This is a genomic window from Nonomuraea sp. B19D2, from assembly GCF_040137845.1.
In the GTDB taxonomy this organism is placed as follows: domain Bacteria; phylum Actinomycetota; class Actinomycetes; order Streptosporangiales; family Streptosporangiaceae; genus Nonomuraea.
Genome location: NZ_JBEFAK010000026.1, coordinates 104,734 through 118,481, shown reverse-complemented (window position 1 = coordinate 118,481; position 13,748 = coordinate 104,734). Strand labels below are relative to the sequence as shown.

The 13,748-nt window shown below is 71.5% G+C and carries 15 protein-coding genes; 2 read left to right on the top strand and 13 right to left on the bottom strand.

All coding sequences use genetic code 11. The features are described 5' to 3' along the window. Window positions 1-35: 35 nt before the first annotated feature. The 12 genes from ABN273_RS37265 to ABN273_RS37210 all read right to left on the bottom strand — a co-directional run bounded on the left by ABN273_RS37265 (window position 36) and on the right by ABN273_RS37210 (window position 11,215). Window positions 36-599 carry a cation-transporting P-type ATPase gene (locus ABN273_RS37265; protein ID WP_349453831.1) on the bottom strand — a complete coding sequence of 188 codons (564 nt, stop codon included), beginning with the start codon at window positions 597-599 and terminating at the stop codon, window positions 36-38. Between the two features lie 973 nt (window positions 600-1,572). Beyond that, a complete protein-coding gene (locus ABN273_RS37260; RefSeq protein ID WP_349453829.1) occupies window positions 1,573-2,985 on the bottom strand; it encodes a cation:proton antiporter in 1,413 nt (470 codons plus the stop codon). Then, on the bottom strand, window positions 2,982-4,037 hold the full coding sequence (locus tag ABN273_RS37255) for a Gfo/Idh/MocA family protein (RefSeq protein ID WP_349453828.1): 1,056 nt from the start codon (window positions 4,035-4,037) through the stop codon (window positions 2,982-2,984). Before ABN273_RS37255 ends, ABN273_RS37260 begins: the two co-directional genes overlap by 4 nt. After that, entirely contained in the window at window positions 4,034-4,648 is a 615-nt protein-coding gene (locus ABN273_RS37250; RefSeq protein ID WP_349453827.1) for a DUF2064 domain-containing protein, read from the bottom strand. The genes ABN273_RS37255 and ABN273_RS37250 overlap by 4 nt, the downstream gene beginning before the upstream one ends. Continuing rightward, window positions 4,648-5,466 carry an S-methyl-5'-thioadenosine phosphorylase gene (locus tag ABN273_RS37245; protein ID WP_349453826.1) on the bottom strand — a complete coding sequence of 273 codons (819 nt, stop codon included), beginning with the start codon at window positions 5,464-5,466 and terminating at the stop codon, window positions 4,648-4,650. Before ABN273_RS37245 ends, ABN273_RS37250 begins: the two co-directional genes overlap by 1 nt. Continuing rightward, a complete protein-coding gene (locus ABN273_RS37240) occupies window positions 5,463-5,897 on the bottom strand; it encodes a VOC family protein (protein WP_349453825.1) in 435 nt (144 codons plus the stop codon). The genes ABN273_RS37245 and ABN273_RS37240 overlap by 4 nt, the downstream gene beginning before the upstream one ends. Continuing rightward, window positions 5,870-7,267: an MFS transporter gene (locus ABN273_RS37235; RefSeq protein WP_349453824.1), complete on the bottom strand. Its 1,398-nt coding sequence runs from the start codon at window positions 7,265-7,267 to the stop codon at window positions 5,870-5,872. Before ABN273_RS37235 ends, ABN273_RS37240 begins: the two co-directional genes overlap by 28 nt. Further along, window positions 7,264-7,557 carry a Dabb family protein gene (locus ABN273_RS37230; protein WP_349453823.1) on the bottom strand — a complete coding sequence of 98 codons (294 nt, stop codon included), beginning with the start codon at window positions 7,555-7,557 and terminating at the stop codon, window positions 7,264-7,266. Before ABN273_RS37230 ends, ABN273_RS37235 begins: the two co-directional genes overlap by 4 nt. Window positions 7,558-7,593: 36 nt before the next feature. Beyond that, on the bottom strand, window positions 7,594-8,979 hold the full coding sequence (locus ABN273_RS37225) for a glycosyltransferase family protein (protein WP_349453822.1): 1,386 nt from the start codon (window positions 8,977-8,979) through the stop codon (window positions 7,594-7,596). A gap of 11 nt (window positions 8,980-8,990) precedes the next feature. Further along, window positions 8,991-9,803: an SAM hydrolase/SAM-dependent halogenase family protein gene (locus tag ABN273_RS37220; protein ID WP_349453821.1), complete on the bottom strand. Its 813-nt coding sequence runs from the start codon at window positions 9,801-9,803 to the stop codon at window positions 8,991-8,993. 313 nt (window positions 9,804-10,116) lie between these two features. Then, complete coding sequence (locus tag ABN273_RS37215; RefSeq protein WP_349453819.1) at window positions 10,117-10,743, bottom strand: NAD(P)-dependent oxidoreductase; 627 nt, start codon at window positions 10,741-10,743, stop codon at window positions 10,117-10,119. 25 nt (window positions 10,744-10,768) lie between these two features. Continuing rightward, window positions 10,769-11,215, bottom strand: a complete 447-nt coding sequence (locus tag ABN273_RS37210; RefSeq protein ID WP_349453818.1) for a YybH family protein — start codon at window positions 11,213-11,215, stop codon at window positions 10,769-10,771. Between the two features lie 92 nt (window positions 11,216-11,307). Between ABN273_RS37210 and ABN273_RS37205 the strand changes: the two genes are divergently transcribed. Then, window positions 11,308-11,763: a MarR family winged helix-turn-helix transcriptional regulator gene (locus tag ABN273_RS37205; protein ID WP_349453817.1), complete on the top strand. Its 456-nt coding sequence runs from the start codon at window positions 11,308-11,310 to the stop codon at window positions 11,761-11,763. Window positions 11,764-11,969: 206 nt separating this feature from the next. Here ABN273_RS37205 and ABN273_RS37200 read toward each other — a convergent pair whose 3' ends face one another. Continuing rightward, window positions 11,970-12,428, bottom strand: a complete 459-nt coding sequence (locus ABN273_RS37200; protein WP_349453816.1) for a rhodanese-like domain-containing protein — start codon at window positions 12,426-12,428, stop codon at window positions 11,970-11,972. Between the two features lie 72 nt (window positions 12,429-12,500). Here ABN273_RS37200 and ABN273_RS37195 point away from each other — a divergent pair, with 72 nt between their 5' ends. Continuing rightward, window positions 12,501-13,490 carry a helix-turn-helix domain-containing protein gene (locus ABN273_RS37195; protein WP_349453815.1) on the top strand — a complete coding sequence of 330 codons (990 nt, stop codon included), beginning with the start codon at window positions 12,501-12,503 and terminating at the stop codon, window positions 13,488-13,490. Window positions 13,491-13,748: the final 258 nt, after the last annotated feature.

Genomic DNA, 13,748 nt, shown 5'->3' with positions numbered 1-13,748 from the left:
GCAACCCGGAGGCCGCGACCTCCGACCGACCGGACCTACTCCGGCGAACGCCGGCCGGCGGTCTCCATCCACGTCCACCAAGTGGCCTCACCCCCCACGTTTCCGGCCAGCACGACCGGGTCGCCGGTGGCATCAGCCGCCGGGATCAGCGGGGCGTGCGGCGGCGCGACCAGCCACCTGGTCGGCCGCGTCCGGGCCGACGCATGGGATCTCACCGTCCAGGCAGGCCGGGCTCCGACATCACGTTGATCTCCGGTGCGCTCGGCGGCATCGTCACCGCCGTCCGGCCCCGGCACCGGCTCGGCCGCATCGATCTCCCGGGTGGACCCGTCACGAACGACCTTTGCCCGCTGAGGGATGTACTCCGCCAGTGCCTCCACCGCTCGCTCGGCCTCGATCTCCTGGACGAAGGCGAAAGCGGCGTTCAGCACGATGATCAGCACGACGGCGCCCGCGACGACCAGCGAGCCGACGATCAGCAGCAACGCTGCTGCAACCCACAGCAGCAGGGCAAGCGGATGGGTGAAGTGACGGCCCAACGTGCCCGGCCAGCTCCGCGCGACTCGCGGTCGCAGCTCGTTGCGGCCGTATTGCAACAACCGCCGCTGCGCCTACGCGGTCGACAGCCCGCGACGCGAACTGCGTAGATCGCGCAGGAGCAGCTCAGCCGCCTCTTCCGGATCCACTCCAGTAAGCTGGCCCCACGGCTGATGCCGGCTCCTCATTGGCGCTGTGGGCTACGAAGTGGGAGACGGTGAACAGTCGCGCGACCTACCGTCCGCCTCCCGGCCCGCGCGCATGCCCGGCGTGGACAGGACTTCTCCGGGCGGAGTATCGGCCGGGCACTGTCTGCGGAATGACTCGTAGACATCGAGCAATACCCGTCGCTGCCGCATGGTGATGGTGACATCGGCCAGAATGGCGGCCGGAACGCTCCGATACTTGCGGCCTGCGATGACTTCGAGCTGTGCACACAGCATTTGGGCCGACATGCGCAAGCCGTTGGCGAGTGGACGAAGGATCAACGTGCACGGCGACCGCCAAGAGCGCTTGGTCCGGCTCCGACCAGGGGCGAACACCTTGGTCGGCATGCAGGTTGGCGTCAAGAGCGGCCTTTGGAGGTACGTGACCCGTCCCGAAGGGCCATCCGGCCCGCTACCGACAGAGCGGCGACAACGGCGACGGCCGCAGCCACAATGATCGTCTTGCGCATGGCTTCCACCTCAATCACAGATTGTGATGCTTGATTGCGATCTGTAGTATTGCCGCTCGGATCGATCTGAATCCCACGCCTTTCCCTGGATTCGTCAAATACGCAATCAGGGCCTACGCCACCGATGCGATCAGCTTCGGAACCTGGACCGGCGCCACGGCGAACCGCTCGCGTTCGACAGCACTGACTTGACGGTTTCAGGAGCTGGTTGACGGGTTCAGGACATGATCGGCGGTCAGGATCGTCGCGTGGTGACCCTCAGGTGGGTGACGAGGTTGTTGCTCTTGGGGGTTTCGGTCGCACGGACCCGAGCGGAGGGCTCAGACGAAGCGCCTGGGAATCTACGGGCGACCAGCCCGTCAAGCGGCCTTACGGGACCTGTCGGTACGGATGCCCTCGCCGTCATCGCCCGCCGGACCGCGGCGGGCGCCCTCCCGCGGACCGTTCCCCAGTCGGCTGGGTTTTGACAGCAGGCGGACCAGCGGTGCCGTCGTCGCGGTCGTCAGCAGCGCGAGCAGGACCAGCATCGTGAATCCCACCTCGTTGATCAACCCGTGTTGGATGCCGATCGTGGCGATGACGATCTCGGTCACACCGCGGCAGTTCATCAGGGCACCGAAGCACAGCGCGTCGCGTGGGGACAGGCCGATGCGGCGGGCGGAGAGAGCACCACCTGCGAGCTTCGGGACGCTGGCCACCACGAGCAGCACCCCGAAGAGCCACAATTGACCAGGATCCACGCCCACCGCGCGCAGGTCGGTGTGCAGGCCGGCACCGGCGAAGAAGAGCGGCAGCAGTACAGCGCCGGTGAAGTCGTGCAACCGGTTGGCGGCCCGGTCGACTGCGGGTGCCTGCCGGGGCAGGATCGCACCGAACACGAAGGCGCCGATCGCCGCGTGCAGGCCGATCAGCTGCGTGACCGCGGCGAACCCGGTAGCGCCCACGACCAGCAGCGTCGACAGCATGCCCGTCGTCGGGGCAAGCCGTTCGACGAGCCGGAGGAGCGCCGGCCGGGCGCCGAGCACGGTCAGCAGCGCGGTACAGGCGATCAGCGACACAGTCATGGCCAGCTGCCGTACCGATCCGGAGGCCGAGACCATCAGCAACAGCGTCAGCACGGACCAGCTCAGGCCATCGCCGACCGCGGCGCAGGTGAGGGCCAGCCGGCCCGGGATGCTGCCGGCCGTTCCGGTGTCCGCCAGGACGCGGGCGAGGACGGGCAGCGCGGTCACCGCGATGGCGAGGCCGAAGAACACCACGAACTCGAAACGGTCGGCCGCCGGGCCAGCCAGCGTCGGGTATATCGGGACGGCGACGGCCATGCCGGCGACAACCGGCAGACCGATCGAGCCGACGGCCCCTTTGCCTATGGCCCGGGGTGGCAACGTGTGCGCGCCGAGAGAAAGCTCCCGGCCGATGAAGAACATGAACATCACGAGGCCGAGTTGGGCCACCAGCTCGCGGCCGGCGACCCCGTCGAAGAGCCAGCGGCTCGCGCTCGGCCAGGCCAGACCGAGCAGCGACGGGCCGAGCAGCAGGCCACCTGCGATCTCGCCGACCACGGCCGGTTGGCGTAGGCGCGTGGCCAGGGCGCCGCAGAGGTGACAGACGGCGACCGTCACCGCGACCGCCGCGAGGAGCCGGGTGATCGGCTCTGCGGCACCCGGCATCGACCGTGCCACGGGGGTGCCGGCGGCGCCGAGCAGCCCGACGGCCGCCGCCGTGCAGGCGGCCGCGCCCCAGCCGACGGCGCGCCACCGTTGGGCCGTCAAGCCACGGCCCTCTCGGGGAGCGCCTTCAGGTCGTGGTCGGCGACCGGCTGGGCTGCCTCGACCCAGGTCCCGGCGGCGGCGGCACGCAGGGCGGCCATGATGATCTGGAACGACCAGGCGGTGCGAACCGCGCCCGCCGGGTGGGCGGCCGTGGCTGCCGGGTCGCCCAGGGCCGCGGCGATGCTGTCGAAGAGCGCCGCCTGGGCCGGGTCGTCATGAGTCTCGTGCTGGTAGCGCTCTTCCCGGGTGCCTGCGCTGCCGGCACACCACCAGCCGCGGTTGAGGCTCCAGCCGGCCGCGCCGTCGGTGCCGATCAGCTCGATCCCGGCCTGGTGCCAGGGGTTCGTGCTGCCCGGCCAGGTCGGCGCGTCGCGGCCGCATTCGAAGTACAGGCGGGGCCCTTCGTGGAAGATGGCGATGCCGGCTGTGTGGTGGGGCGCCGGTGGCAGGCGGCCGTCGTCCGCCCAGCCGACCGCCTGCGCCAGGACGCGGTCGGCGACGAGCGTGTCGCCGAACAGGAACCCGACGAGGTCGAGCAGGTGCGAGCCGTGCTCCAGGATCGACCACTTCGTGGCCGCACGGATCAGCCGTATCCGGCCGATGGTCCCGGAGGCGATCTCGTCCCGGAATCGGCGCAGCGGTGGGAAGTACCGCAGCTGGTGGTTGCCGAAGAGGGCCACGCCGGCGTCCCGGCAGTCGTTGAGGATGCGGTACCCCTCCTCGGCACGTACCGCGATCGGCTTCTCGACCAGGATGCCGCGTGGGGGCGTGCCGGCGGTGAGGGCGTCGTCGACCACGGGTCGCCGTACGGCCGCCGGCGTCGCCACCACGAGGAGGTCCACGGGGCGGTCGCGCAGCATCGCCGCGACGCTGGGGTAGACGTGCGGCACAGCGAACCGTCGCCCGAACTCGGCGCCACGGTCCGCGTCGATGTCGGCGCAGGCGGCCAGCCGGCAGGCCGTCGACGCCGCGAGTGCTTGGGCGTGCCCAACCGCGCGCGGCCCGCAGCCGACCAGCCCGACCCGCAGTGCGTTGCCGTTGTCGCTCATCATGCCCGCCCTCCGATACTCGCCAGGTAGTGCAGATCCGATCCGTGGTTGATGTTCGGTACCTCGAACGGCGCCACGTCGACGTGCCGGCCGGAGCGGCGGACAGCCGTCACGAGCAACTGCCGGGTGTCGCCGCGGCTCATCGGCGTCGAGACCAGCTCAGGCAGCTCGACGCCGGTGCCGAGAATCGCGTAGCCGCCGTCCTGGGAGGGGGCGACCCGGACCCGGCCGTCGGGCGCCGACAGAGCCCAGTCGATCTCCTCCGGGCGTACCGTCGGCAGGTCCGAGGCCATGAACGCGACCCGGCGGTACCCGTCGGCGAGGCCGCGGCGGATCTCCTCGGCCTGCCGCCGCGCGAACGGCCCGTCATGCTGTCGAACGAGCTCCGCCTCGGGCGCGCAGGTGGCGGTGAGGCCGGCGAGCTCCAGCGGCCTGCCCGCGACCGACACCCGCACACGCGCGGTGGCCGCGGCGGCCGCGCGCAGGGCGTGGCGCAGGCAGTGTTCGTACGCGTCGCGGGCCGCGGCGGCGCCGACGTCGGCGACCAGCCGGGTCTTGCTTTCGCTGCTGGCCGGCGGTCGGCACAGTACGACGACAAGGGTGTCCGCTGCCATCACCCATCCTCCTCGGGCATCTTGATGCCGTCCAGCGCGTCCGCGCACGGGCAGCTCCGCTCGACCGGCAGCGCCTCGACCGCGGCGGCCAGGACGGTCCGCAGCCGGGTGGTGTTCTCGGCGAAGACCCGGAAGACCTCGTCCTGGCTGACCCCGGCCTCGCCCCGCACACCGGCGTCGCGGTCGGTCACCAGGGAGATGGCGGTGTAGCAGAGCGCCTTCTCGCGAGCGAGCGCGGCCTCCGGCAGCCCGGTCATGTTCACGAGCGACCAGCCCTGCTCGGCGTACCATCGCGACTCCGCCCGGCTGGAGAACCGGGCGCCCTCGATGACCACCATGGTCCCGCCGTCGACGACCGCCTCGCCGGTGAACCCGCCCGAGGTGCCGGCCGCCCTGAGGACCGCCGAACGCCCCACCGGGCAGTACGGGTCGGCGAACGGTACGTGCACCGCGCCGCGGTCGTAGAACGTCTGCTCGCGGCCCGTCGTGCGGTCCACCACCTGGTCGGGCACGACGAGGCTGCCGGCGCGCAGGTGCGGCTGCAGCCCGCCGACCGCGCACGGGGCGATGATCTGGCGGACGCCCAGCGCGTGCAGGGCCCATATGTTGGCCCGGTACGGGATGCGGTGCGGTGGGTACCGGTGGTCGCGTCCGTGCCGCGGCAGGAAAGCGACCGTGCGTCCCCCGACCCGGCCCACCGTGACCGCCTCGCTGGGTGGCCCGTACGGGGTTCGCACAGGGTACTCCCGCGCGCCGTCGAAGAACGCGTAGAGGCCTGAGCCGCCGATGATGCCGACGTCCGCTGACACGTCCGTCATTGGTCCTCCTGAGCCGGCTCGATGAGTTCGATGAAGTGGCCGTCCGGGTCGGCGCAGTACTGGTAGCGGCCCGCCTCGAAGTCGACTGGAGCACCGACGGCGCGCCCACCGGCCTGGGCCACCGCACGGGCCGCGGCGTCGAGGTCGTCCACCGCGATCGCGAGGTGCGTGGTGGGCACGTCGCACGGGCGGGTGTCGAGCCGCCGGCCCTGGGCACTTGCGTACTTCAGGATCTCCAGCGCGACGCCGCCGGGGGCGGTGAGCATGGCACCGCGCAGTCCCGCGTCGGGCACGGCGACAAGGCGGGCGGGCCGCGGGTCGTCGCCCGGCTCGATCGGCGACACCTCGGCGTCCGGCCACAGCGCGCGGTAGAAGTGCACCGACCGGTCGACGTCCGCGACCGTCAGCCCGTAGTGGTGGATTCCTGGCATTCCTGGTCCTCCTGGGTGGTGTCGAGCCGGCGCAACAGAAGAAGCGCGCCGAGTGCGGCCAGTGCGAGGAGCCCACCCGCGGTTGCGAATCCGGCGGCGAGGCCCCGCGCGGAGTGCAGGCCGCCGGCGGCGAGTGCGACCGACGACAGGATTGCCAACGCGATCGAGCCACCGATCTGGTGCGACGTGGAGAAGATCGAGGTCGCCGAGCCGTTGTCGGCCTCGTCGATCCCGGCGACCGATGCGACCGTCAGCGGTACGTAGACCACGGTCACGCCGACGCCCACGCAGACGAACCCCGCGATGACCAGCGGCAGCGGCGGTCCGGCGAGCACCGCCGCGACGATCGCCCCGAGTCCCGCCGCGGCCAACGCGAATCCGGCCCCGACCGAACGGGCGAACCCGAACCGCTGGAACTTCGCGCTGACCAGCGGTGTGACGAGCAGTGGCATCGAGGCCAGCGCCAGGAACACGTACCCGGCGTGGTCGGCGGAGAGGTCGAGCACCTGTTGCAGGTACAAGCTGCCGAGGAATTGCGTGGACACGAACCCCACCGGCAGCGCCAGGCCGAGCACAGCCGCGACCGGCACCCCGCCGCGGCGCAGCAACGCCAGGCGGAGCAACGGTTCGCGGGCCCGGCGGGTGGCCACCGCGAACGCGACGGCGAGCAGCGCGGCGACGGCGGCGCCGGCGAGTGTTGATGGCGACAGCGGCCCCGTCCGCCCAACCTGACCAGCGGTATGCACGAACAGCGCGAGCGCCGCGACCAGCAGTACCGCGCCCTTCCAGTCCATCGTCGCGCTGGTCGTGCCGGCGGTCCGGCGCGGGAAGGCGAGCAATGCCAGCGTGATGGCGAGCAGGCAGATCGGCACGTTGACCCAGAACACGGACGGCCAGCCGAGGTACGCGACGAGCAGTCCGCCGAGCAGCCCGGCGCTGACCCATCCGACGCCGCCGCCCATGGCCAGCAGGCCGAACACCCGGGACCGCTCGCGCGAGTGGGGGAAACTGTCCGCGAGCTGCGCGATGCCGGCCGGGGTGCCGATCCCGGCGCCGACAGCCTGTACGATGCGGGCGCCGAGCAGCATCGCCGGTGTGGTCGCCAATGCGCCCAGCAGCGACCCGGCGAGCAGCAGCGCCTGGCCGGTCAGAAAGACGCGGCGGCGCCCCCACAGGTCGGCGGACTTGCCGCCCAGTGGCAGTAGCCCGGCGAACGCGACCGAATAGGCGTTGAGTACCCAGTGCGCGTCGTCGGCGTCGAGCCCGACATCAGCCGACATGGCGGGCACGCCGATGCTGACGATAAGCCCGTCGACCAGCCCGAGGAACTGCGCCGCGAGGACCGCCGCGACGAGCGGTGTGCGCCTCACGTCGGCTCCCGGAACGGGTGCTGCACCGCCGTCCGCTGCCCGACGACATGGCTCGCGTACCGCGCGACGAAGGCGTCGTGCGCCGGTGTCGCCTCGTAGGCGAGGTAGTCGTCGTAGCTGTCGAAGTCCGCGACGAGAGCGAAGTCGTAGTTGTCCGGGTCCTTGCCGCCGTCCACGCCGAAGGCGTGCGCCCGCACGTACGGGTCGGCGGCGAGCAACTCGCGCAGTCCGCCGAGGAAGGCGTCGATCCGTTCATCGGTGGCGTCGTCCCGCCACCGAAACATGACCACATGCCGAAGCATCCGCAGTTCTCCTAACCCGAGCGTCTAGCTGATCCAGGGCCATCGGTCGTCGTCGTCGAGCGTGCGGTCCCGGCCGGGAATCCACCGCGTGCCGAGCGCCGAGACCCGGTCGGTGACCTCGACGTAAACCACGTCGGCGGTCCTGCCGACCGCGCGTAGCTCGTCGTCGACCCGGTTCTTCGCGGCAGTCGTGATGACCAGCGCCTCGCCATCGGCCGGCACGAACCGGGCGGCGGGTAGCCGCTCCCGCAATCGCGCGACGAACGCGGCGCTGACCCCCGGAAGCACGGTCACCGTCGCGGGATCGGCCGGGCGGAACGACGGCGCCGGGCGGGCGGGACGCGGTGGGGTGGTCTGGATGACGGCGGTGAATTCCTTCTCCACCGCCGCCGCGGCCTCCTCCACGCGCCGCCTGGCCCGTTCGGCCATGGCGGCGCGGCGCGCCTCCGGCATGTGGATCGCCGCCGGTACGTCAGGAAGCTCAGCGACCACACACTCCTGGCCGGGCGTCAGGTACCGGTCGAGTCCCGGGAACGCCTCGGTGACCAGCACCGATCCGGCCAGCGCCGCCTCGAAGATCCGGGCCGCCGCCGTGTCGGTCCAGCCGGCGAACTCGCCGCGCAGCGTGTTGAGCGTGAACCGGCTCGCCTGATAGCGGCGGAACAGCTCGGCCGGGTCCATCAGCCCGTGCGTGCGGACGTTCGGGAGCGGGCTCGATTCCGGCCAATCCCCGACCAGGGTCAGCGCCAGGCCGGGGTCGGCGGCGAGCCAGCTCCGCACGGCGGCCGCCACTCGGTCCTCTCGCGCCGAGGCCGCCGCGACGGTCACCAGCAGGTCCGACTCGACCGGCGGCGGGGCGGGCACGTCCATCAGCGACACGGCGAACATCGCCGGCGACAGGTGCCGCACGACGGCCCCGGGCCCGGCGAGTGCCGCATAGCCGTCGACCGCCCGCTGACCGCCGGCGAACAGCAGTACCCCGTCGAAGGCGCGCAGCGCCGGACCGAGATGGTGGCGCCCATTCAGGAGCGGCAGCCGGAACGGGGCGTCCGCGTCCAGATACCAGCAGCGCACTCCGTCCACTGTGGATGCCAACTCGCCGACCCACAGGTCCGCCGCCCAGTCGCCCTCACCGCCGCCGCCGAGAGCCCCGGCCCACTTCAGGACCGTGTCCCCGGGTCCCACCCGCCGGTACAGCTCGGCGCGTACCTCCGCGGGGGTGTCGCGACGTACCACGGACACCCCGCCACCAGCCCACCGGGGCGAGCCGGCGGGCAGAGGCGGCGCGATCTCGTAGACGGTGGTCGGCGCGTGCCGCCCAGCGGCGACGGCGACGGACCGGTACAGTGTCGTCCCGCCCTTGCCGACCGCCGGGTTCAGCACGGTCGGCGCGAGGATGTGGACCTCCACCGCGGGTTTCCTTACACCACTTCGACGGTCAGCGGCGTACCCGGTACGACGCCCCAGCGGCCGGAGAAGCTGCCCTGGTTGAGGCCCAGGGCAAGGGAGCCACGGCTGTTCAGGTAGACCAGCTCCGAGCCGAGCTCGACCTCGCCGAACGTCGACAGGAACGGCCACTCCGCGTCGAACGTCGCGGTCCGCACGCGTACCTTGCGACCGGCCAGCTTGTCGGTGTTGCCCAGCAGCCCGGCGGGGATGTTCGTCCACACGTTTCCGAACGCCTTGTCGATCCGCACGATCTCGCCGCGCACCACGCCGCCCTCAGCGACCGGCTGGGTGAAAGGCAGGCGCGCGAGGTCGCCGACCGGAAGCGTCCGGCCGACGTCGCCCAGCGGGAACCCGGCGGCGAGGCGAGCGGCACACGCGGCGACGATGTCCCGCCCGTACCAGGTGGCGGTGACCGTCTCGGCCATCGCGGCCGGGTTGGTGACCTCGTGGGCCGCCACCGCGGGCACGTCCTGCAGGGCGAGCGTCAGCAGCCCGTTGTTCGGCGCGACCAGCAGCTGGTCCTTCTCGTTTCGCACCACTACGGTGCGGGTTTCGGTGCCGGTCTCCGGGTAGACATAGGCGGCGATGATCGCGCCAGCCGGGAAGAACTCGGGGACGTTCGCGAGGCACAGCGCGCCCTCCCGTACGTCGAACGGGGGAACCTGGTGCGTGATGTCGACGATCCGCGCCTGTGGGCAGATCGTCAGCATCAGCCCCTTGCACAGCGAGACAGCCTCGTCGGCGGCGCCGACATCGGACAGGAACCCGATGACGCGTTGCTCCACATCAACCTCCTGGGTGTGTGCTGGTACCGCACAACCGTGCCTCGCCGGCGCGGGGCTTTCCCAGGGCCGCGACCGGACACTTACCGGTCATGTGCCAACAAACGGGCGGTGACGTCGAACGTGCCCAGCCCTCGATGTCCCACGTCTCGACCTCGACAGTGAGCTGGCGCTCGCGCCCGTCCGCAGCGGGGCCGGAGGCCGGTCAGGCAAGGGCCGAAGGACCCTGTCCACCGGAGGGCCTGCTGCGTAGCGTCATGGTCATGACCGGGGAGGACGGCCGGCCGAGGGGGTGATCGCCGGGCCTGGTCCGTGCTCAGGAGGAGATGGCGACGGCGGTGCGGTGGGTGCTGGGGTCGTCGATCGCGTGCAGGACGAAAGCGGCCAGATCGGCGCGGGAGGTCTGGGGGCCGACCTTGGCGGCGGCGCCGATGGAGACGCGGGGGTGGCCGGTGGCCGGATGGTCGGTGAGCCTGGTGGGGCGTACGGCTGTCCAGGTCAGGCCGCTGGCCGTGAGTTGGTCCTCCATGCGGGTCATGTCGGTGTAGGTGTGCCGCATGAGGTGGTGCAGGAGGCGGGCGGCCAGGCGGGTGCCGGGTCCGGCGTCGGCGGGGACGCCGAGCCCGGCCGAGGAGAGGACGAGGAGCCGGGCGCCGGGCTTGAGGGCGGAGACGATCTCGGAGGTGCCCGCGGAGTAGACGGTGGTGGGTCCGCGGCCGGTGGCGCCGAGCGCGGAGATCACTGCGTCGTGGTCGTCGAGCAGTCCCTGGAGCGAGCCGGGGATCTGGGCGTCGGCGGTGTGCAGGGTGAGCCGGGGCCGGGCGGCAGGGAGGGCTTGCGGACGGCGGGCGATCGCGGTGACGCGGTGGCCGGCGGCCAGGGCCTGCTCGACGATGATTCGCCCGGTGCGTCCCGCCGCGCCGATGACGGCGATGGAGGTCATGGGGTGGTCTTCCGGTTGCCGGTGGTCAGTGGGCGGCGGGCTTGGTGGCGGGCTGGAACTTGAAGGAGACGGCCTCCATGAGGGCCTGGTGCTTGGTCTTCTGCACGGCGGCGATGCGCCAGTGGCCGTCGGTGTCGCGGACGAGGGTGTAGGTGGCGAGCTTGCCGAGTTTCTTGGGGGTGCCCTTGGCGACCTCGCCGCGGGTGAGGACGACGGCGACATCGGCGCCGTAGCGGCGGATGTCGACGATCTCCATGACGAGCTTGGTGCCTTTGAGGAAGCTGTCGAACAGGGCCTGGTGGGCGCGGCCGATCTCAGCGCCGCCGTGGTAGACGGTGCCGACGAAGGTGACATCGGTGGCGTCGTCGGTGAAGCAGGCGCCGTAGGCCGCGCCGTCGCCGCGGTTCCAGGCGTCCTGACTGCTCTGGAGGACGGTGTGGATGGCAGCGAGGTCGGTGGTGGTGGTGTTCATGGTGGCGCCCCTCTCATGATAACTTCAAGGAAGAAGTTTGTTCCTTGAAGATTTCTCTTCGTTAAGGAAGAGATTAGGCACTGGGGGATCATGTGTCAACTCCGCAGACGCAGGCGGACGCCAGCCGTACCTACCGCCGATACCTCAGCGCGATGCTGCTGCACGGCCATGCCAGCGCCAAGGCGTGCGGCCTGGGCGCGACGGATCTGTACGCGCTGAACATCCTGGAGCTGGCCGGCCCGATGACCCCCGGCGAGCTGGGCGCACGCACCGGGCTGACCACCGGGCCGACCACCCGGCTCATCGACCGGCTGGAGGAGGCCGGCTACGTCCGCCGCGTTCCCGAGCCCGGCGACCGCCGCAAGGTGATCGTCGAACCGATCGGCAAACCCGCCGGGCTCGACCAGGTCATGGCCCCCGCCCGGCAGAAGGTCGGCGAGATCATCGCCGGCTACTCAGCCGAGCAGCGCGACCTCCTCTTCGACTACTTCGACCGCGCCGCCCAGGCCTACCAGGAGGCCGCCGAGCTGCTGCGATCCGAATCCTGAGCCACGCCGCAGAGGGGCGCCTCGACGCCCCGGCGAGCGGACATCGGGGCCCTGGGTCCGGCCTCCGCCTGGAAGCCGCCGAGCCCGGGCGGCGGCGCCGGAAGGGTCACCGCCGGTCAGAAGCCGATCAGCTCCGGTGCCCGGGCGACGCGCCGCAGCGTGCCGACCAGCGGGGGTGCGCAGCTGGGCAGGTCGAGGCGGCCCTTTCAGCACCCGCACGCCACTGCCGAGACCGGGGCGGTCAGCGGGTCGGCGGGCCGGACGACGCGTCCAGCCGCCGACTGCACCGGGAAGCCCTCGCGCACCCAGTACTCATAACCGCCGATCATTTCCTTGACCCGGTAACCCAGGCGCGCGAAGGCCAGCGCGGCCCTGGTCGCGCCGTTGCAACCCGGTCCCCAGCAGTAGGTGACGACGACCGCGTCACGCGGGACGACGAGGGCCGCCCGCTCGGCGACCTGCGCGGTCGGCAGGTGGACGGCGCCGGGCAGGTGGCCCTGTTCCCAGGACTCGGTGCTGCGGGAGTCGACCACGACCAGTCCAGGCACGCCTGCCTCCAGGTCGGCGTGCACGTCGGACACGTCGGTCTCGAAGGCCAGGCGTGCGGCGAAGTGTGCGACGGCCTCGTCGGGCCGAGCGGGAGCGGTGAAGAGAACAGCGGACATGACGTCGATGGTCGTGGAGCGACGCCGTTGTGCAACAGTGGCATGAATGTCGCTGATCGATAGGATCTCGCCATGCAGATTCCCGGGAACGGCCGCCGGACGGTCGCGGTGCTCGCGTATGAGGGCATGTCGCCCTTCGAGACCGGGATCGTCACCGAGGTCTTCGGGCTGCCGCGGCCGGAGCTGGACGTGCCCTGGTACGACCTGAAGGTGTGCGCCGAGCGCCCGGGTCCGCTGCGCATCGTGGGTGGCGCGACCGTCGACACGCCGTACGGCCTGGATGTCTTCGCCTCGGCCCAGACAGTGATCGTGCCCGGTGTCCCCGACGTGCGGGGCGCGTGCTCCCCCCAGCTGGTCGCCGCGCTGCGGCTGGCCCACGACCGGGGCGCGCGCGTCGTCTCCATCTGCTCGGGCGCGTTCGCGCTGGCCGCCGCCGGCCTGCTGGACCACCGCCCGGCGACCACCCACTGGCAGTACGCCGACCTGCTACGCCGCCGTTTTCCGCTCGTGCGGGTGAACCCCGACGTGCTCTACATCGACGACGGGGCGGTGCTCACCAGTGCCGGTAGCGCGGCGGGGCTGGATCTGTGCCTGCACCTGGTACGTCGCGACCACGGGCCGAGCGTGGCCAACACGGTGGCCCGGCGGCTCGTCATCCCACCGCACCGCGACGGCGGTCAGGCGCAGTTCATCGAGACACCGGTGCCCGACGACCTCGACGACGACCAGGTCTCCCAGACCATGACGTGGGCACTGGCCAACCTGCGGCTGGAAATCAGCATCGACACCCTGGCACGCCGCGCGCACATGTCCACCCGTACCTACCTGCGTCACTTCGCGCGACGCACCGGGACCAGCCCCACCCGGTGGCTGATCAACCAGCGCATCCAGGCCAGCCTGCCGCTGCTGGAGAAGACCACCACGCCGGTGGAGGAGATCGCCCGCACCGTGGGCTTCAAAAGCCCGATCACATACCGTTCCCATTTCGTCAAGGCGATGCGCACATCGCCCTCGGCATACCGGCGCGCGTTCAACGCAGCCGAGCCGACGGACGGCCGATAACAGCAGCGGCTCCGCAACACTCAGGCCCTTGACGCAGAAATTTCGGAAAGGGCAGCACATGAGAGGGGTAAGCAGAAGAGACGCGCTCGCCGGAGGAGCGTGCGGTTCACCAACGGCTATTCGGCCGCGCCGGTGTGCTCGCCCACCCGGTTCGCGCTGCACACCGGACGATGTCCGGGCCGCTTGCCAGGCGGGCTGGAGGAGCCGATCAGGCCTTACCGGTCGCCCCCGGCTATCGCCTTGGAGCGCCGCCGGTGA